At 64.8% G+C, this 26,165-nt stretch carries 23 protein-coding genes; 10 read left to right on the top strand and 13 right to left on the bottom strand.

From position 1 onward, the window contains the following. Nucleotides 1-187 precede the first annotated feature (187 nt). Nucleotides 188-640 (bottom strand): hypothetical protein, encoded by a 453-nt coding sequence (locus CVS48_RS10555; RefSeq protein WP_100857591.1) that lies wholly within the window; start codon nucleotides 638-640, stop codon nucleotides 188-190. 114 nt (nucleotides 641-754) lie between these two features. Between CVS48_RS10555 and CVS48_RS10550 the strand changes: the two genes are divergently transcribed. After that, on the top strand, nucleotides 755-1,273 hold the full coding sequence (locus CVS48_RS10550; RefSeq protein WP_100857590.1) for a GNAT family N-acetyltransferase: 519 nt from the start codon (nucleotides 755-757) through the stop codon (nucleotides 1,271-1,273). Between the two features lie 99 nt (nucleotides 1,274-1,372). On the opposite strand, the gene CVS48_RS10545 is transcribed toward CVS48_RS10550, so the two are convergent. Next, nucleotides 1,373-2,614: a GGDEF domain-containing protein gene (locus tag CVS48_RS10545; RefSeq protein WP_100854408.1), complete on the bottom strand. Its 1,242-nt coding sequence runs from the start codon at nucleotides 2,612-2,614 to the stop codon at nucleotides 1,373-1,375. Nucleotides 2,615-2,791: 177 nt separating this feature from the next. Here CVS48_RS10545 and CVS48_RS10540 point away from each other — a divergent pair, with 177 nt between their 5' ends. Further along, the gene (locus CVS48_RS10540; RefSeq protein ID WP_100854407.1) at nucleotides 2,792-3,652 is read left to right on the top strand and encodes a GNAT family N-acetyltransferase; all 861 of its coding nucleotides are present in this window, start codon (nucleotides 2,792-2,794) and stop codon (nucleotides 3,650-3,652) included. 4 nt (nucleotides 3,653-3,656) lie between these two features. Here the strand turns inward: CVS48_RS10540 and dcd are convergent, their stop codons facing one another. From dcd to apbC, 4 genes are read right to left on the bottom strand one after another with little or no spacing between them, the layout of a single operon-like run. After that, on the bottom strand, nucleotides 3,657-4,220 hold the full coding sequence (gene dcd, locus CVS48_RS10535; RefSeq protein ID WP_050448101.1) for a dCTP deaminase: 564 nt from the start codon (nucleotides 4,218-4,220) through the stop codon (nucleotides 3,657-3,659). 43 nt (nucleotides 4,221-4,263) lie between these two features. Further along, entirely contained in the window at nucleotides 4,264-8,109 is a 3,846-nt protein-coding gene (locus CVS48_RS10530) for a translocation/assembly module TamB domain-containing protein (RefSeq protein WP_100854406.1), read from the bottom strand. After that, nucleotides 8,106-10,001, bottom strand: a complete 1,896-nt coding sequence (locus CVS48_RS10525) for an autotransporter assembly complex protein TamA (protein ID WP_100854405.1) — start codon at nucleotides 9,999-10,001, stop codon at nucleotides 8,106-8,108. The genes CVS48_RS10530 and CVS48_RS10525 overlap by 4 nt, the downstream gene beginning before the upstream one ends. Nucleotides 10,002-10,004: 3 nt before the next feature. Further along, a complete protein-coding gene (apbC, locus tag CVS48_RS10520; RefSeq protein WP_100854404.1) occupies nucleotides 10,005-11,093 on the bottom strand; it encodes an iron-sulfur cluster carrier protein ApbC in 1,089 nt (362 codons plus the stop codon). A 101-nt stretch (nucleotides 11,094-11,194) separates the two neighbouring features. Between apbC and CVS48_RS10515 the strand changes: the two genes are divergently transcribed. After that, nucleotides 11,195-11,470: a hypothetical protein gene (locus tag CVS48_RS10515; RefSeq protein ID WP_050448114.1), complete on the top strand. Its 276-nt coding sequence runs from the start codon at nucleotides 11,195-11,197 to the stop codon at nucleotides 11,468-11,470. A gap of 253 nt (nucleotides 11,471-11,723) precedes the next feature. Then, nucleotides 11,724-13,790: a methionine--tRNA ligase gene (gene metG / locus CVS48_RS10510; RefSeq protein ID WP_100854403.1), complete on the top strand. Its 2,067-nt coding sequence runs from the start codon at nucleotides 11,724-11,726 to the stop codon at nucleotides 13,788-13,790. A gap of 63 nt (nucleotides 13,791-13,853) precedes the next feature. On the opposite strand, the gene CVS48_RS10505 is transcribed toward metG, so the two are convergent. The 5 genes from CVS48_RS10505 to CVS48_RS10485 all read right to left on the bottom strand — a co-directional run bounded on the left by CVS48_RS10505 (nucleotide 13,854) and on the right by CVS48_RS10485 (nucleotide 16,617). Beyond that, nucleotides 13,854-14,297 (bottom strand): type II toxin-antitoxin system VapC family toxin, encoded by a 444-nt coding sequence (locus CVS48_RS10505; protein WP_100854402.1) that lies wholly within the window; start codon nucleotides 14,295-14,297, stop codon nucleotides 13,854-13,856. Continuing rightward, on the bottom strand, nucleotides 14,294-14,503 hold the full coding sequence (locus CVS48_RS10500; protein WP_100854401.1) for a hypothetical protein: 210 nt from the start codon (nucleotides 14,501-14,503) through the stop codon (nucleotides 14,294-14,296). The genes CVS48_RS10505 and CVS48_RS10500 overlap by 4 nt, the downstream gene beginning before the upstream one ends. 114 nt (nucleotides 14,504-14,617) lie before the next feature. Then, nucleotides 14,618-15,352 carry a sulfurtransferase gene (locus CVS48_RS10495; RefSeq protein WP_100854400.1) on the bottom strand — a complete coding sequence of 245 codons (735 nt, stop codon included), beginning with the start codon at nucleotides 15,350-15,352 and terminating at the stop codon, nucleotides 14,618-14,620. A gap of 105 nt (nucleotides 15,353-15,457) precedes the next feature. Beyond that, nucleotides 15,458-15,964, bottom strand: coding sequence for an META domain-containing protein (locus tag CVS48_RS10490; protein WP_100854399.1), 507 nt, complete (start codon nucleotides 15,962-15,964; stop codon nucleotides 15,458-15,460). A gap of 122 nt (nucleotides 15,965-16,086) precedes the next feature. Next, complete coding sequence (locus tag CVS48_RS10485) at nucleotides 16,087-16,617, bottom strand: META domain-containing protein (protein WP_100854398.1); 531 nt, start codon at nucleotides 16,615-16,617, stop codon at nucleotides 16,087-16,089. Nucleotides 16,618-16,923: 306 nt separating this feature from the next. On the opposite strand from CVS48_RS10485, the gene CVS48_RS10480 reads away from it, so the two are divergent. Beyond that, nucleotides 16,924-18,093 (top strand): acyltransferase family protein, encoded by a 1,170-nt coding sequence (locus tag CVS48_RS10480; RefSeq protein WP_100854397.1) that lies wholly within the window; start codon nucleotides 16,924-16,926, stop codon nucleotides 18,091-18,093. On the opposite strand, the gene CVS48_RS10475 is transcribed toward CVS48_RS10480, so the two are convergent. Beyond that, nucleotides 18,074-18,472, bottom strand: a complete 399-nt coding sequence (locus tag CVS48_RS10475) for a helix-turn-helix domain-containing protein (RefSeq protein ID WP_100854396.1) — start codon at nucleotides 18,470-18,472, stop codon at nucleotides 18,074-18,076. The genes CVS48_RS10480 and CVS48_RS10475 overlap by 20 nt on opposite strands. A 620-nt stretch (nucleotides 18,473-19,092) precedes the next feature. On the opposite strand from CVS48_RS10475, the gene CVS48_RS10470 reads away from it, so the two are divergent. Then, nucleotides 19,093-19,905: a winged helix-turn-helix domain-containing protein gene (locus tag CVS48_RS10470; RefSeq protein ID WP_100854395.1), complete on the top strand. Its 813-nt coding sequence runs from the start codon at nucleotides 19,093-19,095 to the stop codon at nucleotides 19,903-19,905. 453 nt (nucleotides 19,906-20,358) lie between these two features. Beyond that, nucleotides 20,359-21,570, top strand: a complete 1,212-nt coding sequence (gene kch, locus CVS48_RS10465) for a voltage-gated potassium channel protein (RefSeq protein ID WP_100854394.1) — start codon at nucleotides 20,359-20,361, stop codon at nucleotides 21,568-21,570. A gap of 14 nt (nucleotides 21,571-21,584) precedes the next feature. On the opposite strand, the gene CVS48_RS10460 is transcribed toward kch, so the two are convergent. Then, a complete protein-coding gene (locus tag CVS48_RS10460; protein WP_318269483.1) occupies nucleotides 21,585-23,141 on the bottom strand; it encodes an EAL domain-containing protein in 1,557 nt (518 codons plus the stop codon). Between the two features lie 317 nt (nucleotides 23,142-23,458). Between CVS48_RS10460 and CVS48_RS10455 the strand changes: the two genes are divergently transcribed. From CVS48_RS10455 to CVS48_RS10445, 3 genes are all read left to right on the top strand, one after another. After that, the gene (locus CVS48_RS10455; RefSeq protein WP_318269484.1) at nucleotides 23,459-23,926 is read left to right on the top strand and encodes a hypothetical protein; all 468 of its coding nucleotides are present in this window, start codon (nucleotides 23,459-23,461) and stop codon (nucleotides 23,924-23,926) included. Beyond that, complete coding sequence (gene phbB / locus CVS48_RS10450) at nucleotides 23,916-24,662, top strand: acetoacetyl-CoA reductase (RefSeq protein ID WP_100854391.1); 747 nt, start codon at nucleotides 23,916-23,918, stop codon at nucleotides 24,660-24,662. The genes CVS48_RS10455 and phbB overlap by 11 nt, the downstream gene beginning before the upstream one ends. Before the next feature lie 324 nt (nucleotides 24,663-24,986). Continuing rightward, complete coding sequence (locus CVS48_RS10445) at nucleotides 24,987-26,102, top strand: ABC transporter substrate-binding protein (protein ID WP_100854390.1); 1,116 nt, start codon at nucleotides 24,987-24,989, stop codon at nucleotides 26,100-26,102. Nucleotides 26,103-26,165: the final 63 nt, after the last annotated feature.

Below are 26,165 nucleotides of genomic sequence, written 5' to 3'. Positions count from 1 at the left end.
ACTGCTAGTAAAAATCCGGCTGATGACAGACGGCGCGAGCCCCCGCCGACAGGCGGGAATGGCCGAATTGTAGGGCCGTTTTTCTTTCAGTCCTACGGGAAATCCCCAGATAGACCGAACGGCCGTTGTCATCGCGCCAAAAGCGATGGCTTTCGGCGCGGCGGCAACGGCTGCCAGGGGGAAAAACCTACCGGATGGTGCAAGCCTCACCGGCCCGCAAGGCCGAGGTGAACTGCTCGAAATAGGCGGGAATGGACTCGGCGGCCCCGTCCCGGATGCGGCGCTCGACCTTGGCGATGGCGCCAAAGCAGACTTCGGCCCCAGGGTCGCCGCACACGAGCACGACCGGATCGTCGTCGTCGCAGACTTCGTACAAGCCGCCATGCGCGCGGCGACCCACCTCGTAAAGGTAGGCGGCGGCGCCGACGGTCTGCATGGGGGTCAAAGGCAAGCTGCCCAGGTGGGCGGCCTCTAGCGCGTCATCGAGCGCATGGACGCTGGACAGGGAGTAGTCCAGCACGACGCCGGTGGATTCGGCGACTTCGACAAAGTGTTGCGCGGCGTCCGCCACTCGCTCGACAAATGCACCCTGCACTTCGTCGAGATTGGCGTCCTGGTTTATCTTGAGGAAACCGAACATCGTTGGCCCCTTTTTGAAAACCGCAAGCGGCAATAGCCCGATTATAGGCGGCGGCTTTGCCTATACTGCCCCGCAAAGCCCGCCAACGTTACCTATTCCCAACACTTGACGCCCATGACCCTACCGCTAGTCAGACGCCTGACCACCCCGGATGCCCCGTCTTTACGGCGCCTTCGCCTGGATGCGCTGGTCGAAACGCCCGAATCGTTCGGATCAAGTTACGAAGAGGAACACACGCTGACACTGGAAGATATCCAGGCGTGGATCGCGCCGCAGAACGATGGCGCGATGTTCGGCGTCTTTGACGACGAGTCTCTGGTGGGCATCGTGGGCGTGGGCCGACAGCGCAAGTTGAAGATGCGCCACAAGGCGCACATCTGGAGCATGTATGTCGCGCCCGCGCAGCGCTGCCGTGGCTTGGGCCGCTTGCTGATGCAAGCCGCCATTGCGCACGCACGCACCATGCGCGGCATTCGCCAGGTGCAGTTGAGCGTCACCGCCAACAACGCGGCGGCAGCCACGCTGTACGCCAGCCTGGGCTTCGAGGAGTACGGCACGGAGCGCGAATCGCTGTGCGTGAACGGCCAACTGTACGACGAGACCTTGATGGCGCTGCCGCTCGACGGCAAGTAGCCCGCGCGGGCGAGGGTCGTTCTGCTCTCGTCCGACATCGCAATCCCCACCCGGCCCGGCCAGGGCCCGTCAGGCCGCGTCAGGCCCAATCATGCCCAGTCAGGCCGCCGAACCGCGCCGCCGCGCGCCATAGGCGCACACTTGATTGCGACCGCCGTCCTTGGCTTTGTACAGCGCCTGGTCGGCCGCCTTGATCACCGCTTCGGGCGCGCGCAAGGCGTCGCCCCGCTCGGCCACGCCGATGCTGACGGTGACACGCATCGGTCGCGCATTGCGCCCGCCACGCGCACCGCGCCGGCGTTGACCGAGCTGGTCCGCCTTGGGCCGCGCCGGTTTATCGCGCAAGCGCATCTGATACGCCTCGATGGACTTTCTGACCGCTTCCAGGTGCGGCATGCTTTCGGCCGCCGTCTTGCCGGGGAACACCAGCGTGAATTCTTCACCGCCGTAGCGATACGCCTGGCCGCCGCCCGGCACGCGCCGCAATTGCGACGCCACCATGCGCAGCACCTGGTCGCCCACGTCATGCCCGTGCGTATCGTTGAACGCCTTGAAATGGTCCACGTCGGCCATCGCCAGCGTGTACACGCGGCCCATGCGCTGCAAGCGTTCGTTCAGCGCGCGCCGCCCCGGCAGGCCGGTCAGCTCGTCGCGAAACGCCATGTGAAAGCCTTCGTGCGCCAGCGAGATGCACAGCGAGGTAAGCGCCGCGGCCGACATCAGGGCCAGTTCAATCGGGTGGTCCGCGCCGCGCGGCAAGGCCCACGCCATGCACACAAAGCCCAGCCATTGCCCCGCCTGCTGCGGACGTCCGTAGCGCAGCAGCAGCAAGGTCAGTGTCAGCCCGGTACCCAACAGGGCAACCAGCGCTTCGATGGGCACTCCCAGGCGCGCCAGCTTGCCTTGCACGGCCAGGGTGCCGAACATTTCGACCATGCCGTCCTTGCCGATCAGTGCAATGCCCACCACACCGATGGCAATCAAGCCAACGCGCAAGGCCAGGTCAAGCAGCATGCTGGAACGTTCCGCCCACAGCGCGTTGATGGTGTAAGCCACCGCCCACCAGGCCAGCGCGGGCCCCAGCGCCCAGGGCGCTTCGCGCGCCAGCGTCGGCCACAGCACGGTGGCGGCCAGCACGCACAGCATCAGCGCCATGGTTTGCGAACGCTGATACATGAGGCAGATCGCCGCGCCAATCAACGCCATCACCCAGGGCACGAACGGCACAATCAAGGTGAGCGCCGGCGGCCATTCCCGCCACAGCATCAGGGCGACCGCGGCGGCGACTGGCAGCGCGGGATAAAACAACAGGGGCAGCCAGGGAATATGGGGGTAACGCACGGAGGGTCGGGGCCTTGCTCAGCTTGCAGAGATGACGTCGCCAAATCGGCAAACACATATATCCTTTTTACGGTCGCGGGCGAGGGTTCTTTAGCGCTCCCGCCGCAACACCGCCGACGCCGCCGACGCACCTTGCGCGTGATATGGTTTTCTTCCGTCTTCCACCGGAACGCCTTCATGCAGCTTCTCGTCAATATCGATGTGCCCGATCTTGCTCACGCCATTGACTTCTATCAGCGCGCATTCGGGCTGACGCTGCATCGACGACTGGGGCCGAAGGCGGCGGAAATGCACGGCGCCAACGCCCCCATCTACCTGCTGGAAAAAGCCGCGGGCACGCGCGCGACCAGCGCCTCGCAGCAATGGCGCGACTACGCGCGCCACTGGACGCCGGTGCATCTGGACGTGGTGGTGCCCGACGTGGACCGCGCGGTCGATCAGGCCGTCGCGGCCGGCGCGCATCTGGAAGACGCCGCCACGACCCACGCCTGGGGCCGCATCGCGCACCTGAGCGATCCCTACGGCCATGGCATCTGCATTCTGCAATTCCTGGGCCGGGGCTATGACGAGCTGGTGGATGAAAGCGACCTGCGAATCGCACCCGTTGCGGCCGCGGATTTCGACGCGCTGGCGGACATTCGCGTCGCGGCCATGCGCGACAGCCTGGAACGGGTGGGTCGCTTTGACGCCGACCGGGCGCGCGCGCGGCTACGCGACAATTTCCACCCGGATTGCACCTGGTGGATAGAGCGTGGAGGACAACGGGTAGGGTTCTACGCGCTACGGCCGGATGGCCAGGGCCTGCGGCTGGACCACCTGTATGTGGTGCCCGCCGCGCAGAGTAAGGGCTTGGGCGGCCGCGTCCTGCAAGGCATTCTGGAAGACGCCGACCAGCGTGGGCTGCCGATCAGCGTGGGCGCGCTACGCGGTAGCGACGCCAATCGGTTTTATCGCCGGCACGGCTTCGTGCAGACCGGCGAGACCGAATGGGATATTGATTATCTGCGCCACGGCCAGCGCGCGGCACCCGCGCGCTAAGCCATCAGGTGCGCGGCAAGGTCACGCCGCGCTGGCCCTGGTACTTGCCGCCACGGTCCTTGTACGAGGTCTCGCAGACTTCGTCGCTTTCCAAAAACAGCATCTGCGCGCAGCCTTCGCCGGCGTAGATCTTGGCGGGCAGCGGCGTGGTGTTCGAGAATTCCAGCGTGACGTGGCCTTCCCATTCGGGTTCCAGCGGCGTCACGTTGACGATGATGCCGCAACGCGCGTAGGTGCTCTTGCCCAGGCAGATGGTCAGCACGCTGCGCGGAATGCGGAAGTATTCCACCGTGCGGGCCAGGGCGAACGAGTTCGGCGGGATGATGCAAACATCACCCTTGAAGTCCACGAACGAGCCTTCGTCGAAGTTCTTGGGGTCGACGATGGTGGAATTGATGTTCGTGAAGATCTTGAATTCGTCGGCGCAACGCACGTCGTAGCCGTAGCTGCTGGTGCCGTAGCTGACGATGCGCCCGCCATTGGCCGTGCGGACCTGGCCCGGTTCAAAGGGTTCGATCATGCCGGCGTCGGCCTGGCGGCGGATCCAGCGGTCGCTTTTGATGCTCATGGTGGCAATGGTGCTAAAGGGGATGAAGTGGGGGCCATTTTACTCAGTTCCCCCAGAACGTCCGGTAGACCAGGGCAATACCGTTCACTGATCCCCCCTTCAGGTCCACCGACAGCCCACGCGCCAGCCGGTAACTGGCCCGGCCCACGGTATCGCTACCCGCCAGCGCCTGCTCCACGCTCAGCGTGATGCCGTTGGCGAAGGACTTGCTGGCCACCAGGAACTGGGTAGCCAGTTGACTGTCACTGTCCCGGTTTACGTCGCCCGCCACGGTGCGGTCGGGCAGGATGCTGCCCGAACTGCCGATGTTGCCGGTACGCACGCTGACATCGTCCAGCCCGAACTGCTTGTAGAACGGCTGCCCGCCCCCCAGCAGCGCGGTGCCGACCGACACCAATAGCGCCGCGTCGCTGCCGCTTTCGTCGGGCCCCCGGCCCAGCAGCAGCCAAGACAGCTTTTCGACGTCGCTGACGTCGGGGTAGGACACCAGATCGATGCGCGGCCGCTGCGCGGTGCCCACCACCTTGACGCCGGCTTCCACCTGTTCGCCGGTGCGCAACGCCTCGATATCCAGTATCGGGTTGTCCAGCCGGCCTTGGAACGTCAGGGTGCCACGGCTTAGCCGCAGCTTCTGGCCATAGGCTTCGATACCGCCGCCCCGCGTGCGCAAGGCGCCCACGCCCGTCAGGCGGCCGTCGTTCAGCAGGATCTGGATGGAGCCCAGCAGGCCGGCGTCCAGCCCCATGCCCGTGATGTAGAAGCGCGGCCCCATGTCGAACTTCAGGTTCATGCTGGTTTGCAGCGGCGTGGATACCGTGGCGCGGTCCTCGCCGGCACGGATGACTTTCACGTCGTCGTCCAGCGACGGCACGCCCTGCAGGATTTCCAGGCTGAACCAGCCGGCGTCGGCTTTCAGGTCGCCCACGATATCGATGCGCGGCATGGCCGCCGTCAGGTTGATGGTGCCGGAGACCATGGCGTAGCGGTCCGAGCGTTGCAGCGCCGGGAAGCGGTACAGCGTCAGCTTGATGTTGCCGCCGCCATCCATGATGTTCCACTGCCCGGTCGCCTCGGCGTAGCCGCCCTTGGCCTCGGGGTTGGTAGTGATCCATTCCTTGGTGCGCCATTCGGCCGGCATCACGCGCAGCGCCGCCGGAAACCTCAGGCTGTCCAGCACCAGCCGCTGGCCGTCAAGCCGCGCCGACAGCGTGCCGTCAACCAGGCGCACGCCATCATCGATGCGCACCACGCGCAGCTTGTCGCCCCGGATGGTGCCGGTGGCCGCCCATTTTCCGGCCAGCGTGCCTTGGACGTCGATATCGGCCTTTACCGCGCCGCCCACTTCCATGGTGTCGCCCACGAAGAGGCTCACCCAGGCCAGGTCGGCAATGTCGGCGTCGAGTTTGGCGCGCAGGGGTTGGCGCTCGTCCAGGGCCATGCCGCCCTTGGCGTCCATGCGCAGCACCGCCGTGCCGCTGCCGCTGACGGTACCCATCTTGTTGGTGGCCAGGTTGATCCTGGCGTCCAGGCGGCTGGCGTTGGGGGACGTGGGCGTGGCGGTCAGGTCCAGCACCAATGCCTTCAAGCCGAGCGGAATGGGCGGGTCGCCGGGAATCAGCAGATCGCCTTCACGGCGGGCGATGCGGGCCTTGCCGGCCAGCCGGCCGTCGAACTTGAGGTCCCACAGCACGTCCAGCGCAATGCGGCGCTGACCCTCGGGCACCATGGCGTTCACGCGCACCGGGCCCTTGCCCAGCTTGCTGGCGGCGTCGGGATCGATGGCGCCGATCACCTGGCGCGCCATGGCGGCGGTAATGACCAGGTTGTCGGCCTGGCCTGCCGTTTCCCAGCGCTTGCCGCCCCCGCGCGAGCCCTGGTGCGCCAAAGTCAGGCGTTCCTTGCCCGGCAGGGTCACGCTGAGCACGGTCTGCCCCACCTGCCATTGCCATTGCGGATGAACGGCCGAGGGCAGATAGGCCAGGGACACCGGCCGATCAGCCGCCACGGTGAAGCCGGCGGTATCCGCCGTCAGCCGCGAAAAAGCGCCGCGCCAACCGACGAGCGCCGAGTCGGGCTGGCCTGCCGGGCCCTTGCCCCAGCCACCGGTGAAAACGATATTGGCCTTGGCGGGGGCTTGGCCCAGGACGCCCGCGCGCGCTTTGGCGGGCGTGTAACCGGCGCTCAGTTCGCCACGATGCGCGGCCACCGTGCCGGCGACATTGCCCTTGAGTTCCGCGCCACCGGGGATGCCGGGCCAGAAGGCGTCCAACTGCGGCGCTTGCGCGTCCAGGGTCAGGGCGCCGTCGTTGGCGTCCATCTCGCCCGATGCGCGGATGTGGTTGCGGCCCAGTTTCAAATCCACGTCCAGGCCATGGATACGCAGCCCGGCCAGCGGGTCGGTGGAGGGGGACGGGGGAGTGGTGGCGGGCGCGGCTGCCGCAGCACCGGCTGCCGCAGCACCGGCTGCCGCAGCATCGGCTGCCGCAGCACCGGCTGCCGCAGCATCGGCTGCCGCAGCAATATCCACTTGGACCTTGAGGCTGCCGGTCAGGGGCTGCTTGTTCCAGCGGGTGCCGTCTTCAAAGCGCAGGTCGACGGCAGCGTGGCGCAACTGGCTCAGGTTTTCGATATCGGCCTGCACGTCGCCGCGCACGGTCAGCACCGCCGGCGGAATGGCATCGCCCAGCCAAGGCGCCAAATCCAGTCGCTGCGCGCTGATGGTGCCCGCGATGCGTTCGCGGCCCACCCCCTGCCCTGGGTTGGATTGCAGGTCCAACTGCGCGGCCAAGGCCGATTTGTCAGGTAGTTGGACGTTGGCGCGGGCACTGCGCAATATCAACGCCGTGCGCGGCGCCAAGTCGGCCACCACGTTCAGCAGCAAACCGGAACCGTCGCCGTCCACCTTGGCCTGGATACCATCCATCGACCCCGCGGCATCGGCGCGCAACACCACTTGGCAGGCGGGCGGCGGCGGGCCTGCCAAGTGGGTGGAAGCAGAGGACGAAGCGGCGGGCTTGCCGTCGCCCTTGGGCTGCGGCTTGGCCTGGTGCCTGGCTTCGGGCTCGGGCTTGGCTCGAGAATTGGGTGAAGACTTGGGTGACGTCTTGGGCGACGATTCAGGTGGCGATTCAGGTGGCGACTTGGCATCGGCCTGCTTGCCCGCCGCCGTCTGGCTGGCCGCCATCACGCCGCTTAATTTGTCCGCTTGGCACAAAGGAGAGTCGGGGCCGGATCCGCGCGCGGTCACGTCCAGGCGCGCGGCGAAGGGCCAGGGGTCCGCCATGCCTTGGAGTTCGGCCTCGCCGGCCACCTGTGCCTCGCCTATCTCGTGGCCGACGCGCAGCGAGGCAATGCGCAACTGCGCGCCCTGCTTGCCCGCCGCGAACGTGGCGCTCAGGTCACCCAGCGTAACCGGCAAGGGCTCACCGTCCTGCTCCAGGTGGAAGTCGCCCAACGCAACCCGGTCCACCGCAATATCCACGGGCAGCGACGGCAGCGTAAACGGCTCGCCGTCATCCTCGGGGGCCGGCGCGTCGGCCACTGTCGTCAACGCCACGCGCACCGACCCGGCCGATACGTCGCGCACATGCAGCCGCCGGTCGCCCAGCGCGCGCCAGTTCACCTGCAGATGCAGCTCGCTGACGTCGATACGCGTACCGCCGCCGACATCCAGGTCCAGCTTGCCCACGGTCACGCCACGCAGCAGCGACCCCTTCACGTCCAGCGCCTGACCGTCCAGTTGCTGCGCGGCCGTCGTCAACAGCAGCCGCGTTCCGTTCTGCGAACCCACCAGCCAGAACAGAAAGCCGGCTGCCAACAACAGCAGCATCGCCAAGCCGGGCAACCACCACACCAGCACCTGGCGCAGGAACTTGCGCAACATCCTCAAAACGCGATCCCCAACGAAAAGTGCAGGCGCAGGTCGCGCTCGCGCTGGCCGTACGCCACGTCCAGGAACAGCGGGCCGGCGGGCGTGCGCACCCGCGCGCCCACGCCGTAGCCCAAGGCCAGCGACATGTCGCCGAACGATTCCGCCGCATCGCCCGCGTCCAGAAACACACCCATGCCCCAGCGCTCGTCGAAGTAGTGGTCGTATTCGATGCTGCCGACAACCAGCGTGGGCGCGCCCACCACCGCGTTGTCGCGCTGCACGCCGATGCTCTGGTACTTGTAGCCACGTATGGACCGCGCGCCGCCCGTCCGAAAGCCAAAGTCATCAGGCACCTGCACCTTGCTGTTGGACCACACCCGCCCAACCTCGCCGCGCACGGTCAGCACGTCCAGCTTGCCGATGGGCCACCATTTCTGTGCGCGCAGACGGGCACGGGTATAGGGTTCGCCCGTGTCCAGCGTGACGCCAACGCCACCGCCCACCGCGATCAGGTGGCCTTCGCGCGGGTCGTACTTGTTGTCCACATCGCGGCGCAGCCATTCGGCCGTGGCGGTCAGCGTGGGCAAGGTGTATTCGTCGCCGCCATCGATCTTCACGTGATCTTGCGCCAGCAACAGGCCCCATCGGGTTTCGTATTCCACCCGGCTGTCGCCCGCGCCCTTGCGCTCTTGCAGGCGCGTGGCGCCCAGGGCGTAGCGCGTCACGTCCAGGCCCTGGATGTCGGAATGGTCCGCCAGGACGCCGAAGGAATCCTTGTAGCCGCGCTCGGTCGGCGGCAGCAGGAAGTCGGCGTAGGCGCGTTGGCGCAGCCGGTCCACGCTGAACCCGGTTTCCATGGTGACGGGCTGGCCAAACACCACGTTCTGCCGGTACAGCGATTCCACGCGCACGCCCGCTTCATCGTCCACGCCGATCGAGGCCGTGAAGCGCTTGGGCGGCGCTTCGACGACGCGCACCTGCACCGGCAGGGTCACTTCGCCGTCGGAATCATAGGTGGGCGGCGGAGGCGGCACGGCGCCGGATACGGACGGGTCGCCCGCCGGGGTGGCCGCGGCCAGGTCGGTGGAGCCCGATGCGCGGGCGCGATCGACATTCACGTCGGTCGCCTGCGACTGCGCGCTGCCGGGAGTCTCCAGCGACACGAACGCGCCGCGAAAGAAGGCGGTGGATTGCAGATCCTGCTGCCAGGTGTCCAGCCGATTCTGGTCGTAGGCCGCGCCCACGGAATAGCGCACGTAGCGCTCGACCAGCTTGTTGGGCACGCGCTTCAAGCCTTCGGTATTGAGCTCGCCCATGCGAACCTGGGGCCCACTGTCGATCGTGACGTGCAAGGCGGCCGAGGCCGTGTCGGCGGTGATGTCGGCCTGCGAGGCCGTCATGCGCGCCAGCATGAAATCGCGCGTGGAAACGTCGTCCAGCAACGTCGACTTGGCGCGGTTCCAATCGCTGTTGATGAACGGCTGGCCGGCCTTGAGCTGCCAGTCGTCGCGCAGCTTCTGCACGCGCTGGGCATATTCAGGCCGCGTGATGCGGCCCGTGAATTTCAGGTCCACGGACGAGACGGTCGTGCGCTGGCCCGCCACGATGCCGATATCCCAGGTTTCTCCGCCGATGTCGGTACCGGCCTCCAGGGTCACCTTGGGTGAAAAATACCCCTGCGTGGCCAGCGCGGCCAGCGTGGCGTCGCGCGCGCGCCGACGCAGCCGGTTGATTTCACCGCCGTCCTGGTCTTCGGCCAGGCGCGCAATGGCGTCAACCGCCTCGGTGATCGCCGTCAGCGCGGCCGGGGGCACGCCCCCTGGGTCCACGATGATTTCCGGGCGCTTGGCCAAGGCCTCGCCCGACACCACGCAAAGTCCTGCCAGAAAGGCGCGTGCTGCCCACCGCATGCGTCACGTCGGCTGCTGGACGACGATGGACGGGAATTTTCCGGCCATGTCGCGCGGAAGCGCCGCGACGCCGGCCGCAAGCTTGCGCGCAATACCACGATAAAGCGCGGCGGCTTCGCTACCCGCGTCCGACACGACGGTCGGTTTGCCGGCGTCCGTCTGTTCGCGGATGGCCAGCGTCAAGGGCAGGCTGCCCAGCCAGGGCGTCTGGTACTGCTCGGCCATGCGCTGGCCGCCGCCCTCGCCAAAGATATGTTCGGCGTGCCCGCACTGCGAGCAGATGTGGATGGCCATGTTTTCGACCACGCCCAGAATCGGCACGTCCACCTTCTGGAACATGCGCAGGCCCTTGCGGGCGTCCAGCAGCGCGACGTCCTGCGGCGTGGTGACGATAACCGCGCCCACCACCGGCACCTTCTGCGCCAGCGTCAGCGCCACGTCGCCCGTGCCGGGAGGCATGTCGACGATCAGGTAATCCAGGTCGCGCCAGTTGGTCTGGCGCAGCAATTGTTCCAGCGCCTGCGTCACCATGGGGCCGCGCCAGATGGCGGGCGAGTCGGCGTCGATCAGGAAACCGATGGAATTGGCCTGCAAGCCATGGCCCGTCAACGGTTCCATGCTTTTGTTGTCCAGGCTTTCGGGGCGGCCCGAAATGCCCAGCATCGTCGGCACGCTGGGACCGTAGATGTCGGCGTCCAGCACGCCCACCTTGGCGCCATCGGCAGCCAGCGCCAGCGCCAGGTTGACGGCGGTGGTGCTCTTGCCCACGCCACCCTTGCCGGAGGCCACGGCAATGATGTTGCGCACGTTGGGCAGCGGCTTCAAGCCCTTCTGCACCGCGTGCGCGGCAACCTTCCAGGTAATGGTGATCTGCGCGTCGGGCACGCCGGCGGTGGCCAGGGCAGCGGCGGCAATGGCGGCTATTTCGTCACGCACGCCATCGGCGGGGTAGCCCAATTCCAGCGTGACGGCGGGACGGGCGCCCCCCAGCTGGATGTCACGATCTTTTACAGAAACGCCCAGGTCCAAACCCGTGTTGGGGTCGCGCGCGGCGCGCAGGGCGGCGCGGATGTTATCTATCGTTATACTCATGTCACTATGGTTCCGTAGGCAGCGCGGCTTCTGCGGGCCGCCATCCCCTAAAGGATAGCGGATACACGGGAACCTTTCGCTGCGTTTTGCATCCGACCTTCATGACCAACACACTTATCCGCTTCTTCCGTGCCGTCCTATTCGCCGCCCTGGCCTTGATCGGTATGGCGATGGCGCTGGTCTTCATGCTCTCCACGGCGCTTGCCGTGGCGATCCTGTACGTGGTCGCCAAGGTGCGTGGCAAACCTTTCGGCGTCCGCGCCTACTGGAGCCAACGCCAAGGCGCCCGACCGGGTCCATTCCAGTCCGCCACCGCCCCGTTCGCCACGCAGCCGCGTGGTGATGTGATCGACGTCGAAGCACGCGAAATCCGCTAACGGCGGCGCTGCATGACGGCTTGCGCCGCACGCGGCGCAAGCTTGTCGTTGCTCGGTACGGCCTCGGGACCTGCTAGCTGCGCGCTGCAAGCCCCCGGCGCCACGCCCTGGCCGCTTCCCCTTCAACCCGCCCGAATCGCAGGCTTGCGATCGGCGGGTTGTGTCGTTAGCGGCCGGCGTCGCGGGCAAGACTTCGCCATTGCCCTAAAATGGCCCGCCAATCCCCTTTTTCCTTCAACCTCTGTCGACAACCATGTCTCGCACCCTTTTTGTCACCACAGCGCTGCCCTACGCCAACGGCTCCTTCCACATCGGCCACATCATGGAATACATCCAGGCTGATATCTGGGTCCGTTCGATGCGAATGGCGGGCCACACGGTGCATTTCGTGGGTGCGGACGACGCGCACGGCGCGCCGATCATGCTGAAGGCCGAAAAAGAAGGCATCTCGCCGCAGGCGCTGGTGGCCCGCTACGCCGCCGAGCGCCCGCAGTACCTGAACGGTTTCCATATCCGTTTCGACCACTGGCATTCCACCGACTCCGCCGAGAACGTCGCGCTGTCGCACGACATCTACCGCGCGCTGCGTGCCCAGGACCTGATCGAAACGCGCTCCATCGAGCAGTTCTACGATCCGGTCAAGGGCATGTTCCTGGCCGACCGCTACATCAAGGGCGAATGCCCCAAGTGCCACGCCAAGGACCAATACGGCGATTCCTGCGAGGTTTGCGGCGCCGTGTATGCGCCCACCGAACTCATCAACCCGTATTCGGCCCTGACCGGCGCCACGCCCGTGCTGAAGTCGTCCGACCACTTTTTCTTCAAGTTGTCGGACCCGCGCTGCGTGGAATTCCTGCAGCAATGGACCACGGGGTCCAACGCCAACGGCGGCAAGCACCTGCAACCTGAAATGCTGGCCAAGACCCGCGAATGGCTGGGCGCCGAAGACGGCGAGGCCAAGCTGGGCGACTGGGACATCTCGCGCGATGCGCCCTACTTCGGCATCGACATCCCGGACGCGCCGGGCAAGTACTTCTATGTGTGGCTGGACGCGCCCGTGGGTTATCTGGCGTCGTTGAAATCGTATTGCGCGGTCAAGGGGCTGGATTTCGACGCCCTGCTCGACCCCAATGGCAATACCGAACAAGTCCACTTCATCGGCAAGGACATCGTCTACTTCCACGCGCTGTTCTGGCCCGCGATGCTGAAGTTCGCCGGCCGCAAGACGCCGGACCAGGTGAATGTGCACGGCTTCATCACCGTCAGCGGTGAAAAAATGTCCAAGAGCCGCGGCACCGGCATTTCGCCGCTACGCTATCTGGAACTGGGCATGAACGCCGAGTGGATGCGCTATTACATCGCCGCCAAATTGAATGCCCGCGTCGAAGACGTGGACTTCAACCCGGAAGATTTCATCGCCCGCGTCAACAGCGACCTGGTCGGCAAATACGTCAACATCGCCAGCCGCGCGGCCAGCTTCATCACCAAGCACTTTGACGGCGTGCTGGGCTATTCGGGCGACACGACGGCGCTGTCGGCAGAATACGCCGAACAGGCCGAAGCCATCCGCGCCGCTTTCGAAGCCCGCGAATACAACCGCGCCATCCGCGAAATCATGGCCTACGCCGACCGCATCAACCAGGCGTTCGACACGGCCCAGCCGTGGGTGCTGGCCAAGGGCCTGGCCACCGCTGACGACGCGCAAAAGGCGGCGCTGCAAGACATCTGCTCGCGTTCGCTGGCGGGCTTCAAGGCCTTGTCCGTGATGCTGGCCCCGGTGCTGCCGTCGCTGGCCGAGCGCGTGGCGCTTGAGCTCTTTGGCGCACAAGCCCCGTTCACCTGGGCCGACGCCGCCGTGCTGCCGCAGCGCGTGGCGCCGTTCAAGCACCTGATGCAGCGCGTTGAGCCCCAGATGCTGGAAGACCTGTTCGAGCCGCCCCCCGCCCCCGTGGTGGTGCCCGGCGGCGAACCGCTGGCCGAGACCATCTCCATCGACGATTTCGCCCGCGTCGACCTGCGCATTGCGCAGATCGTCAACTGCGAACACGTCGAAGGCTCGACCAAGCTGCTGCGCCTGACTCTGGACGTGGGCGAAGGCCGTCATCGCAACGTGTTTTCCGGCATCAAGTCGGCCTACAAGCCCGAAGACCTGATCGGCAAGCTGACCGTCATGGTGGCCAACCTGGCCCCGCGCAAGATGAAGTTCGGCGTGTCCGAAGGCATGGTGCTGGCCGCCAGCCACGCGGACGAAACGGTAGACGCCGGCATCTACGTGCTGGAACCCTTCCCCGGCGCCAAGCCCGGCATGCGCGTGCGCTGATCGGGATGCGCTAGCAACGCCACTGACCAGCCGGCTCGCGCAACCTCCGCGAGCCGGTTTTTTTCACAAAGCGCGCGCCGCGTCCTCACCCTGCCATGGATTCAGCACACTGACGCCACAGGGAAGGAAGTCGGCCGCGTCGCGGGTGACCACGGTCATGCCGTGGACCAAAGCGGTGGCCGCTATCAGCCCATCAAACAAGGGTTGCGAGTCCGGAATGTGCAATTGCGCGCCGCGCAACGCGACGGCCTCGTCGACAGGCAGCACCCTGCCTTGAAAAGTCGGCAGAACGTGCAAGTCGAGCCAGGATCTGAGGACCGCGCCTTGTCGCGGATCTCGCCGCTCCAGGCGAAGCACGCCGATTTCCAATTCGTGGACCGTGATCACCGACACGTAGAGCTCGTTGATGTCTACGCTGTTGGCCCAATGCAAAACCCGTTCGTAGGCCTTGCCTGAAGGGACCTTGCGCAATTCCGACACCACATTGGTGTCCAGGATGAACCTCACGAGAAGTCCGCGACCCGTGGGGGGCGTTGGCGAATCGGAATCTTGAAGTCGATGTCACCCGCCTCCGGCATCGCCAGCAAATCCGCAATACTGCCTTGTGGGCGCGCGATGGCCGGCCACGCCTCGGCGCATTCAGATGCTGGCGACGCGGCATTGCGCACGTCTGCGGCGACGCGCGTCCGGCGTGTGATCAGGAATATTGTCATGGAGCCCTCTGGAAAAGTCGTAGCAGAGGGCAAGATACCGCGGCCGCATGGCTAATGGTCGCAATACGGGGAACCAATCAGACGAAGTTACCTTCGTACCTGCCGCAGAAAGCGTCAATGACTAGGCGCCAAGCCCGGATCCAGCGAATGGCGTTCGTCGAAGACGAAACATTTGCCGTCATAGCCCGGGCCGCCCGTTTCCTCGAAGTACTTGAGGATGCCACCGTCCAATTGGTACACGTTCTGGATGCCCGCCTCGTTCATGTAGATGGCGGCTTTTTCGCAGCGGATGCCGCCCGTGCAGAAGCTGACGACGGTCTTGCCTTCGAGTTCGGCGCGGTGCGCCTGGACGGCGGCGGGAAACTGCGTGAAGCGTTCGATGCGCCAGTCGATGGCGTTGTGGAACGTGCCTTCGTCCACTTCGAAGGCATTGCGCGTGTCCAGCATCACCACAGGCCGGCCGGCGTCGTCGGCGCCCTGGGCAAGCCAGCGCGCCAGCGTCTTGGCGTCCACGCCGGGCGCGCGGCCCGCTTCGGGGCGGATGGTGGGGTGATCCATGCGGATGATTTCGCGCTTGATCTTCACCAGCAGCTTGCGAAACGGCACGGCGTCGCTGTGGCTGAATTTGACTTCCAGGTCGGCGAAACGGGGGTCGGCGCGCAGCGCTTGCAGGAAGCCGTCGATGCCCTCGGCCGAGCCGGCCAGGAACAGGTTGATGCCCTCTTCGGCCAGCAGGATGGTGCCTTTGAGCCCGCAGTCGCCGGCCACCGTGAGCAGGTGGGCACGCAGGTCGGGCAGGGAATCCAGCGAAACGAATTTATAAGCGGCGATATTGACGACGGAAGTCATGGCAAAGCGATGGAAAGCGGACGACGAAGCCCGTAATCATAATCGCTGGGCAGGTCAAGCCGCCCGCTGCCCGGCGGGTTCCAGACGGCTGCGGCTTGATCCGGCTCAACGGCGGCCGAAGTCCAGCGTGTCGCCGGAGCTCAGTACCCAGGTCATGCGCTGCGGGTTGTTGGTGTTGTCCAGCGACATGGAGGTGATGCGCGTCAGCCCCGCCAGGAAGTCCTGTTCCAGCTTCATCGTCTGCGGGGCGCAGGCCATCATGGTGGCCACGGGGTTCGCCCGCACGATGAGCTGGCCGTTGGCCACCGTATAGGGCGCGTTGTATTGGTTGCAGCCCGCAAAGCCCGACATGCTCGGGGTGCCCTGAACATGGGCAAAGCTGGCTGTCAGCGGCCGGGAATTCGACGAAGGGTGCGGAATGGTCCGCAAACCGCCGCCAGGCAGGGTCCAGCGGGCCAGGTCCCAATTGGTCTGCACCAGCACGTCCGAGGCAGACGCCGGTTGAAAGCGCGGGTCCTGCCCGTCTGCCGCGCGATACGGCGCGGCGCAGGCGGCCAGGCCAACGGACAACACGCACGGCGCCAGCCAGCGCAAGGAAGCGGTAAAGGACATGAACGGTCTCCCGGAATCAGCAAAAGCAAGGCAAGCCGCGCCCCGACAACACGCCGGGCGCGGACAACGCCACATTATCGCCGGGGCCGCAGCCTTGGGACGTCGGGTTTGGGCCGCTGGGCTTACGGCGTGGGAGGATCCTGGCGGCGCTCGAATTCCAGCACGTCGCCGCCACGCAGGTTGAACGTCAGGTGGCGCGGGGCGCCGCCACTGTCCAATGTGAAGGTATCGATGGCGGTGAGTCCGCGCAGGTAGTCGGCCTCAAGCTTGGCGCGTTCGGGCGGCACGCAGGCCATGCGGGTGGTGGCCGGGGCGTCGATGAAGAGCTTGCCGCTTTCCAGCTTGTAAGACCCCATATAGCGGTTGCAGCCGGCAAACCCGTTGACGCGGTACTGCTTGCCTTGCGCCAGGAACGTCAGCCGCACCGGTTCGCCGTTGTCGCCGTGGGGAATGTCGCGCAAGCCACCGCCGGCCTGCGACCAACGAACCAGTTCCCAACTGGTCTGGGCCAGTGAATCCGCGCTGGTGGCCGCGTTGGCCGCGGCGGCGCCTTGCGGGCGCGCGCCTCCGGTGGACCCCGCGCAACCCGCCAATGCCGCGACCAGCAGGCTCAGGCAGAGCAGCCGGCAACGCGAAGATAGTGGGGTAAGCATGGGCAGGTCTCCTGAAGGTTTCGACCCCCCGACTGTAACCGGGCCAGGCCCGTGCCGTCCTTGTATCTCACCCCTACAGCGGTATCCAAAAGCAGCAAGCCGAGCCCGCCGTCTCACGCCGATGAGGCGGGTAGCTGCATCGAATGCCGCATGGCGGCGGCTGCAACCGGCGCGCAGAATCATTCCAGATCAGGGGGCCGGCCACCCTGGCAGCACAGAAAGAAAGTCGATGACAGACGCTTCAAGTAACGCAGGTGTCCGGTCCGAGGGGGCCGCAAACAACAAGACTACCGGGGAGACACGGCGATGGGCTTCTTAAGAACCTTACTGGCGCTTTCAGTGGTGCTGGATCATCTGGGCGGCAGTTACACCGACAATCTCGTCGGCGGCCGACTGGCGGTGCAACTGTTTTACGTGATCTCGGGTTTCCTGATTTCATACGTGCTGACCGCCACCGACAACTACCAGGGCGCGACGGGCAAGTTCTACGCGAATCGCTTCCTGCGCCTATTCCCCATCTACCTGGCCGTGGCGGCGCTGACGCTCGCGGCGCATGTGCTGAGTGGTGGCGCCTTCTTCCGCATCTATGACGCCCTGCCTTTTTCCGCCGAGCTGTTCCTGGTGCTGTCCAACCTGTTCATCTTCGGGCAGGACTGGCTGATGTTCTTTGGCATCCAGGATTCTGCGTTGGCTTTCACGGGCAGCTTCGCCAAGAGCGACGTGCCGCTGTATCAGGGGCTGCTGGTGCCGCAAGCCTGGACGCTGGGCGTCGAGATGAGCTTCTACCTGGTGGCGCCTTTCGTGCTGGGGTCGCCGCGCCGGCTGCTGGCCTTGCTGGCTGCGTCGCTGGCCCTGCGCGGAGTGCTGATCGCAACCGGTATCGGGTTGAGCGACCCCTGGACCTACCGCTTCTTCCCGACCGAGCTGGCGCTGTTCCTGATCGGCTCGCTATCGCACCAGGTGCTGCTGCCGCTGTTCAAGGCGTGGACCCGCCGCGTGAGCCGTCTGCCGGAAATCGGAACCGGCATGCTGTTCGCCTACACGCTGCTGCATTTCTCGATCAGCATCAACCCCACGGTGCGCGACGGGCTGGCCGTACTGCTGTTCGCCGCGCTGATGCCGCTGGCGTTCCTGTTCCAATCGCGGCATCGGCTGGACAAGGCGATCGGCGAACTCAGCTACCCGATCTATATCTGCCATTCACTGGTGATCCTGGTGTTCGGTTGGCTGCTTAACGACATCCAGACGCATCAGCCCACGCTGTTCGCGGCACTGGTGGTTGCGGGCAGCATCGGATTTTCAGCGCTGTTGAACGGCCTGGTCGCCGACCCCGTGGAACGCCTGCGCAGCCGCCTGCGCAGCAAGCCGCAAGCCGGCGCGCCGGTACCGGTTCCGGCACCAGCACCGCTGCCCGATCCCCGTCGGCGGCCGCAAAGCACGGCGCAGCCCATCGGGACTATTCACCGCGTGCCTTGATGTAGGCGGCCAACACCAGTTCTATCTGCCGCTTTTCTTGCGAGCTCAAGCGTGAATAGGTGGCGTACGACACCGATTCGAAGGGCCAGCCGGGCGGTGGGGAGATGCCGCCTTCGGCGGCTGCGGCCGGCTCTGCGTAACCGGAATTCAGCATCGGACCTTCTCCGGTGCTGAGCCACATCGGGCTGACCCGCAAGGCGCGGGTCAATTTGATGAGGGCATCGCTCGAGGGGTGCAGGCGCTGTCCGCTTTCGTAGTTGCCGATAGCGCTTTGCGAGAGGTTGCTTGCGACCGCCAAGTCCTTTTGAGTCCATCCCTGAAGCATTCTTGCGCTGCGCAGACGATGGCTAAACGTGTCCAATCGATCAACCTGAGACATTAATATGAATTTATTTATTTAATTAAAACATCTCATTACAACCGCCAAATAAACGGATTGCACCCCAATTTGCGGGTTAATCCGTAAATCGCACTATCGGTGCGTTCGCCTGCCGGCTCGACGTGTGCCGCCAGCGCCGTCCAGCGCTGCCCATTTTTGAAAATATCCATATCTGGCATTGACTTAACTGCCTTGCCCTATGGGTACAACCCACAAGCACCGCCAGTACCACTGGACCGCCAGCCCAAAAATTCCGGGTTGAGTTTATGAGCGATTCGGTATGGAAAATAGAAAATAATGTATCGGTAATACTTAATAATTCCTGACCGTAAGCACCCAACAGCAGGAAAACAATCACCGTTTCAAGTGCTTCCTCAGGGGGACAGACCCGCACACGGTTACCATCAGAAACTACAGAAACGTATCTTCACAAAAAAACACGCCCGTGTTTAAATGAAACACGGGCGTGACTTCAAGACGGCATTTGGTCCACCGGCCCCTGGCGGCCAGCATGGGACAAGCAACCGGCCGGATTCCCCGCCCACATTCAAAAAAAAACACCGCCGCACGGTCTCGTCATGGCGCGCCGTCTTACGCCGCGCCCCTCATTGGAAGCATCAATGAATAACACGCTGGATGTCATTTTCCTTGGCAATGACGATGCCAAGCACACCAGGCTTGTGGACGCCTTATCTCATTTGGGTTTCTGCGTACGCCGCTGTCATGACTTGATTGACGTCTACGACCGCTACTCCCGACGCCCCAGCCCGCTGGTGGTATTGGACGCGCCGCTTTCCGATATCCACAACGCCGCCGTGCGCTTGCGAGCGGTGGACCGGGGCTTGGGCATCGTGGCGATTGCCGCCTTCACCGACTCTGAAAGCCGCATCCGCACGCTGCTCTGCGGCGCGGATGCCTGCCTGCCCCCTGACGTCACGGGCCTGGAACTGGCGGCGGCGCTGCAAGCGTTGGTTCGCCGCGCGGTGGGCCTGGACGGCATGGAAAGCGCCGCCGACGCGCACGCCGAAGAGCCCGCGCAGGAAGCCTGGCGACTGGCGAACAAGGGTTGGACGTTGATCAGCCCAACTGGCCGCACACTGGGATTGACGACCGGAGAACGAGATTTTCTGTCGCGGCTGGTGACGGCGCCCGACCGCAAGGTCAGCCGTGACGCCTTCTATGCCGACGGGGCCGACGATGCCGACAGCGGCATCACTCGCCGCCGCTTCGTGGACGTGATGATCAGCCGCCTGCGTCGCAAGGCCGCCGCCAATCAAATGACCTTGCCGATCCGCGCGGTGCATGGCTGGGGCTATATGTTCGCCGCGGACATCACGCTGGATCTGGACTATCGGACTTCGGGGGAAGACAGCCGGCAAGAGGGGCTGGAAGAATGGCGCCGCGAAACCGAGGATGCGGATGCGGCAAATTGAGATGGCCGCTGAGGCCTTGCCTGTTCATCATTGAACTTGACTGAACACAGGCGAAAAAAACGCGGCGCTGCCCCCGAGAGGTAAGACGCCGCGCTAAAACAACACGTGAACCCGGAGTCATCAGCCGGCACTGATGCCTTCTACCTGGATCACGCGATTCCAACATTCGTGCCTCATACTGCTCACGCACGGTCCGACCGTGAACCTGCGCCGGGTCTCTAGTCCCCGCGCAAGCTGCAACGTGATCAACGCCTGGATCTCGGGCCTGCCCCGACTACTGGCTGACCTTCCATCCATATCAGCGGTTTTCCACTTCGATAGCCGCGTGATGAACGAAGTTTATGACTTGCCCCGGGAATCCAGTAATTCTTTGTTGATAGTCTTCCATACCTATTTGATATAGCAGGGCCTCTTGTCGCATCGTCCTAAAATGCGGACTAAAGGATCAGACCAATGCCCCTGAACTCCCCCGCGTTGTCACGCCGGTTCAAGAAACTGCGAGCCCTGTTCTCACCGAACTGGTGCCTGGCCATCCTGGTCGCGCTGGACGGCTATGCCTTCATGCACCCCGTGCTGCGCGAGGTGCGTGCACGCGAATACTCGTTTTGGCTCGCGCTGGACAACTGGCATGAAGTGATGCGCGTGGTCGGCCTGCTGGAGATTCCACGGCTGGTGCTGGGCGTGGGCCTGCAAGTGATTGCCATCGGCCTGATCCTCAAAGCGCGGATCGCGTGGGCGTTCTCGCTGGTGCTGTTGATCGGTATCGGCACCTTCGCGATTCTTGGCGAGGCCGGGCGCGCGGGGCTGGGCGTGTACACGCTGGTGCTGCTGATTGCGCTGATCGTCTATTGGCGGCGCTTTGACCGCGCGAGCGTCACGGCGGGTTCGCTGTTTGCGTTGGTCAGCGTGCTGTCGCTGCTGATCTACGCGGTATTCGGCACGCTGTACCTGGGCAACGAATTCAACCCGCCGGTGCAGGACGTGGGCACCGCGTTCTACTTCGCCATCGTGTCCATGTCCACGGTGGGCTATGGCGACATCACGCCGCACAGCATCACGGCCAGGCTGTTCACCGCGTCGATTATCATTCTTGGCATTACCGTGTTCGCCACGTCCATCAGCGCGATTGCCGGCCCGGTGATCGGCGGCAATTTGAAACGGCTCGTCAAAGGCAGGTTTTCCACCGCCATGAGAAAAAACCACATCATCATCGCGGGCGCCACACCGCTGGCGCTTAGCGTCTATGCCGGGCTGCGCCGCCGGGGTGACGAAGTCACCGTGATCGTGCCGCCCGGCACGCCGCACGAATACCCCGCCGCTACCGATCTGATCGAAGGCGACCCGTCCAGCGTGGAAGTCTTGCACAGCGCTGGCGTGACGCGCGCACGCTACGTGCTGGCGCTGCGCGACGACGACGCCGAGAACGCATTCATCGTGTTGGCGGCGAAAGAAGCAACGGGCGAAGGTGGCGCGAAGACGGTGGCGCTGGTCAACACCAGCAAGCACCTGGAGAAGATCCGGCGTGTGCAGCCGGACCTGGTGTTTTCGGTGCAATTGCTGGGCGCCGAATTGCTGGCGCGCGCCATCAACGGCGAACCCATGGACGGCCAAGCGATTACGGACCTGTTCTTCGCCAAGGTCGATCCGCAAGCGAAGCCCGCCTGAGTTGCCGGCAGCCGTTACGCCGCCTGCGCGCCCGGTGGTGAATGCTGCGGATACCACGGCACGAAGTCGGCCGACGGCATGGGCCGCGCAAACAAATACCCCTGAATGAAGGCCACGCCGCGCGTGGTCAGATAATCGAACTGCTCTTGCGTTTCGACGCCTTCTGCCACCACCGACAGATTCAGACGATGCGCCAGCGTAATGATCACGTCGAGCACCGGCGCGTCTTCCCCGGTCGGCAGAATCGCGTGCACGAAGCCCTTGTCGATCTTCAAATAATCCACCGGGAATTTCTGCAGGTACGACAGCGAGCAATGGCCGGTGCCGAAATCATCAATGGCCACGCGCACGCCCGCCGCACGCAGGGCATCGATATTGCTGCGGGCCTGGCCGCTGTCCGAGATCAGGCTGCGCTCGGTAATCTCAAGCACAATCAACGGCCGACGCGCCGCGACCTTGGCCACGAACGCCTGGATGTCGGGCACCAACGCACTGCTGGACAGATGTTCGGGCGCGATGTTCACGCCCACGTGAAAGTCGGGCGGCGTCGCCCAGGACTGCATGTCACGCTCGATCAAGCGCAGCAGGTGCTGCGTCAACGGAATGATCATCCCTTCCGCCTCGGCCGCGGCGATGAAGATGTCCGGGCGCACGAAGCCCACGCCTGGGCGGTTCCAACGCATCAACGCTTCGACGCCTTCGCACTGCCCCGTCAGTTGCCCATACACGGGTTGATAGTGCACCTGGAATTCATCAGCCAGCATGGCGCGGCGCAACTGCTCCTTGAACGACAGCCGGTTCAATTGCAGCCGATAGGCCGCGAATGCCAAGCCCGCGCCAATCAACAAGGCCGCGGGCAGATAGCCCAGCAAAAGCTGCTGCCAGGCGTCGATCAGGCGGGCGGTGGGCGCCTTCACATGGATGGTCAGCGCCACGCGCCCATTGTTGCGCGTGATCTCGTCGTACACGGGTTCAACACCCGCATCGGACGCGCGCCAGGAATCGCTGCGGATCGGCGCCCCCTTGCCTACGATCAGTTCCAGGCGATAGTCGCCCAAGGTGGCGACGGCGTTGAGCAAGTCCAGCACATAGCGGCCATCCACGGCGACGGCGCCGCTGTATCCGGGCGCGCCCGGCTTGCCCAGCAGGATGGCGGGGCGATCCGGCGCCAACGGGGTGCCCGCCACGGAAAACAGCCAGCGGTCGGGCGTGCCATCAATGGGCCATTGACGGAAGTCGCCTAACTCGAAATCCACTTCGCCGACGGCCGACGAACAATAGATGTGCCGGTCGTTCGACAACACCAGGGAGCGGAAATAGGGGTTCAGCGTGCCCCAGCGGCGCAGTTGGGGCAGCACGTCGGCACAGGGCTGCGGCGTAAGTTCCGCCACCTGGTCCAACACGGGCCAGGCCTGCGCCAGTATGTTCTCGACTTGCACGCGCACAATCTGCGCGGCCGCCTCGGCTTCCATGCGCTGCTGCTTCTTGGCGTAGAACCAGGTCTCGACGGCGCACACCACAACCGGAAGCACCAAGGCAAAGGCCACCGGCAGGTATCTCCAGGAAGGCACACGAACCGTCATTCCTGATGTGGGCAAAACCGCCTCGCTGAAAAGGGCACGCAGCGCCATGCTGCGTCGCTGCATGACACACCAAGCATGGAGTAACGTCAAGTTACTTTGGCGCCATCTCGGCGCGGTCTCGCTGCGCGCGCCACGATGCGTTTGCGCCAGGTCATACATGGCAAGGAGACGACGGGCGCAGACTGGTATTTCGGGTCCGCGCTGGGCTATTGTTGACTCACGCCGCGCGCATCGCGCTGCTGCCCCCAACCTGACGGCTTGAGGACTGATTCGTTACCCCTTACCCACTTCGACAAGGACGGATGATGAAGAAACCTACTGCCTCTACTCCCCAAGGAATCGCCGGCGCCAACGCCGCCTACTGCGAACGGCTGGCGCAGCTTGCGCAAGACAGCCAACAACGCTGGCTGGAACTTGGCCGGCGCCTGGCCGACGAGAACGCCAGCAAGTACTTGTCCGCGCTGAGTCCGCTGCAGCAGTCGGGCGGCTGGCAGAACATCGCGCCCGCGTGGGGCGAGATTACCCGCAAGCAATGGCAAAGCCAGCTGGAAGCCAGCCAGGCCATCACGCATGCGGCGCTGCAAGAACAAGCGGCGCTGGCGGCCGGGCTGGGCGAAGCCATGAGCGGCTGGTTCAAAGTTGCCACGAGTGGCGACATGACGCTGGCCTCGTCGCCGATGACGCAAATGTGGTCGGCCATGTCCGAGCAGATGGCCGCCGCGTGCTCGGCCATGCGCGACGCCAGCCAGGCAGGAGCCCACCATGACGGTTAAACGCACAGCACTGGTGACAGGCGGCGCGGGCGGCCTGGGCCGGGCCATCGCGCAGGCCTTGCACGACGCCGGCCACGACGTCATCGCCACCTATCACACCAGCGAAGATGCCGCGCGCGCCTGGGCGGAAGAAGAAGCATCGCGCGGCCGCCGCTTTGCGCTGTACCAGGTGGACGTCGGCGACCACGTCTCGTGCCAGGCGCTGATGCAGCGGCTGGAACAGGACAAGCGCACCATCGACATCCTGGTCAACAACGCGGGCATCACGCGCGATGCCCGGCTGGCCAAGATGAGCCTGAAAGATTGGACCGACGTCATGCATAGCAACCTGGATTCCCTGTTCCACATGACGCAGCCGCTGTGCGGCGGCATGGCGGCGCGTGGATGGGGCCGCATCGTGAACATTTCCTCCGTGAACGGCAGCAAGGGCGCGTTCGGCCAGACCAACTACGCCGCGTCGAAGGCCGGCATTCATGGCTTCACCAAGGCGCTGGCGCTGGAACTGGCCAGCAAGGGCGTCACCGTCAACACCGTGTCGCCGGGTTACCTGGACACGCGCATGGTGCAGGCCGTGCCCGAAGACGTCTTGAAGGAAAAGATACTGCCGCAGATCCCGGTCGGGCGGCTCGGCCAGCCCGAAGAGGTTGCCGCGCTGGTGGCGTTCATGTGCAGCGACGCCGCCGGGTTCATGACCGGCAGCAATGTCGCCATGAATGGCGGCCAGCACATGTACTGATCATCTGGTCCGACCTGCTTGAAGCGCCCGCCCACGGCCTCCGTCGGCGGGCGCGGTTGTTTCAGGGGTGGAACAAAGGTGCAACCTGCCTCTCCAAAACGTCGTTTGAAACAGCAGGTAACGGGTTAACCCCATATTGTTGCCGAGGCCCGCGCCTCGTATATTTGCATCCACTTGAGCAGGATTGGATGCAATCTGTAGTTTTAGTATCCATACACCCTGCCCTCGTATGCAAGCCGAGGGCACTGCCCCCGGCCTTACCAGCACCGCCGGCCCCGACGCGCATCAGACGCTGGGCCGGCAAATCTTCGAGGGGAACACACAATGAAATTCAACGTCCGCCCGCTGCTGGGCGCCTCCTGCCTGATGTTGTCGCTGGCCGGCGCCGGCGCACAGGCGCAGGAAACCGTGAAGATGGGCGCGGTCCTGTCCTTGACCGGCGCCAACGCCACCGTCGGTGAAGATGTACGCCGCGCCGTGGATCTGGCCGTGGAAAAGGTCAATGCCGACGGCGGCGTGATGGGCAAGAAGTTTGCCGTGGTCATCGAAGACTCGGGCGGCAACCCCACCACCGCCTTGAACGCCGCGCGCAAGCTGGTCAGCGTGGACAAGGTGCCGGTGGTGATCGGCGAATACTCGTCGGGCATTTCCATTCCGCTGGGCCAGTACCTGGTGAAGGAAGGCGTGACGCACATCAACATCGCCAGCACCAGCGTCAAGATCCGCGACCTGGGCGCCACGTCCTTCAACCTGATCGGCCTGGAAGACAAGGGCAACCGCTTCTCGGCCAAGGACACGTGGGACCAGGGCTACCGCAACGTGGCCATCATTGCGCCCAACAACGCCTACGGCCAGGGCGTGGCGCATGGCTACAAGGAAGAATTCGAGAAGCTGGGCGGCAAGATCGTGACCGAAGTGCTGTACACGGCCGGCCAGTCCACCTACCGCCGCGAGCTGCAACAGATGTCGCGCAGCAAGCCCGACGCCTACATCTACACCGCCTACGGCCAGGAATCGGCCGTGATCAATCGCGAAGCCTTTGAACTGGGCCTGCGCAAGACGCCGTGGTACGGCATCTTGCTGAGCATGTGCCTGAGCGACACGCCGGCCAATATCGCGCAAGGCCAGATCGGCATGGAAGTGGGCTCGGTGCTGGGTCCCAAGGGCCGCGAATACGCCGAAGCCTTCAAGGCCCGCTACAAGGACGGCTTCAAGACGTCTTACACCGGCTACGCCTATGACGCCGTGCTGCTGACCGCCGCCGCCATGAACCAGGCCAAGTCCACCGCGCCCGCCGATATCCAGGCCGCGCTGACCCAACTGGGCCAGAAGGGCTACGAAGGCGTCACCGGCTTCATCAAGTTCGACAGCGACCGCCAGCGCATCGACCCGCCCTACGCCAAGCTGAAGTCTGATCAAGGCAAGATCGTCGTACGTTGATAAGGCCTTGGCCGGCGCCGTTGGGGAATGGCGCCGGCCTTTTTTTTCGCGCCGTCTTTCCCA

The organism is Achromobacter spanius, from assembly GCF_002812705.1.
Classification (GTDB): Bacteria; Pseudomonadota; Gammaproteobacteria; order Burkholderiales; family Burkholderiaceae_B; genus Achromobacter; species Achromobacter spanius.
The sequence above is the reverse complement of the archived record's forward strand: the minus strand, read 5'-3'. Positions and strand labels throughout refer to the sequence as shown.

What these genes read in the sequence shown, in the direction of transcription:
- CVS48_RS10540 (WP_100854407.1), top strand. Translation starts at nt 2,792, where the DNA reads ATGCAGCTTCTCGTCAATATCGATGTGCCCGATCTTGCTCACGCCATT.
- metG (WP_100854403.1), top strand. Translation starts at nt 11,724, where the DNA reads ATGTCTCGCACCCTTTTTGTCACCACAGCGCTGCCCTACGCCAACGGC.
- CVS48_RS10470 (WP_100854395.1), top strand. Translation starts at nt 19,093, where the DNA reads ATGAATAACACGCTGGATGTCATTTTCCTTGGCAATGACGATGCCAAG.
- phbB (WP_100854391.1), top strand. Translation starts at nt 23,916, where the DNA reads ATGACGGTTAAACGCACAGCACTGGTGACAGGCGGCGCGGGCGGCCTG.
- CVS48_RS10555 (WP_100857591.1), bottom strand. Translation starts at nt 640, where the DNA reads ATGTTCGGTTTCCTCAAGATAAACCAGGACGCCAATCTCGACGAAGTG.
- CVS48_RS10495 (WP_100854400.1), bottom strand. Translation starts at nt 15,352, where the DNA reads ATGACTTCCGTCGTCAATATCGCCGCTTATAAATTCGTTTCGCTGGAT.
- CVS48_RS10445 (WP_100854390.1), top strand. Translation starts at nt 24,987, where the DNA reads ATGAAATTCAACGTCCGCCCGCTGCTGGGCGCCTCCTGCCTGATGTTG.
- CVS48_RS10550 (WP_100857590.1), top strand. Translation starts at nt 755, where the DNA reads ATGACCCTACCGCTAGTCAGACGCCTGACCACCCCGGATGCCCCGTCT.
- CVS48_RS10455 (WP_318269484.1), top strand. Translation starts at nt 23,459, where the DNA reads ATGAAGAAACCTACTGCCTCTACTCCCCAAGGAATCGCCGGCGCCAAC.
- apbC (WP_100854404.1), bottom strand. Translation starts at nt 11,093, where the DNA reads ATGAGTATAACGATAGATAACATCCGCGCCGCCCTGCGCGCCGCGCGC.
- dcd (WP_050448101.1), bottom strand. Translation starts at nt 4,220, where the DNA reads ATGAGCATCAAAAGCGACCGCTGGATCCGCCGCCAGGCCGACGCCGGC.
- CVS48_RS10475 (WP_100854396.1), bottom strand. Translation starts at nt 18,472, where the DNA reads ATGTCTCAGGTTGATCGATTGGACACGTTTAGCCATCGTCTGCGCAGC.
- CVS48_RS10485 (WP_100854398.1), bottom strand. Translation starts at nt 16,617, where the DNA reads ATGCTTACCCCACTATCTTCGCGTTGCCGGCTGCTCTGCCTGAGCCTG.
- CVS48_RS10515 (WP_050448114.1), top strand. Translation starts at nt 11,195, where the DNA reads ATGACCAACACACTTATCCGCTTCTTCCGTGCCGTCCTATTCGCCGCC.
- CVS48_RS10525 (WP_100854405.1), bottom strand. Translation starts at nt 10,001, where the DNA reads ATGCGGTGGGCAGCACGCGCCTTTCTGGCAGGACTTTGCGTGGTGTCG.
- CVS48_RS10500 (WP_100854401.1), bottom strand. Translation starts at nt 14,503, where the DNA reads ATGACAATATTCCTGATCACACGCCGGACGCGCGTCGCCGCAGACGTG.
- kch (WP_100854394.1), top strand. Translation starts at nt 20,359, where the DNA reads ATGCCCCTGAACTCCCCCGCGTTGTCACGCCGGTTCAAGAAACTGCGA.
- CVS48_RS10490 (WP_100854399.1), bottom strand. Translation starts at nt 15,964, where the DNA reads ATGTCCTTTACCGCTTCCTTGCGCTGGCTGGCGCCGTGCGTGTTGTCC.
- CVS48_RS10480 (WP_100854397.1), top strand. Translation starts at nt 16,924, where the DNA reads ATGGGCTTCTTAAGAACCTTACTGGCGCTTTCAGTGGTGCTGGATCAT.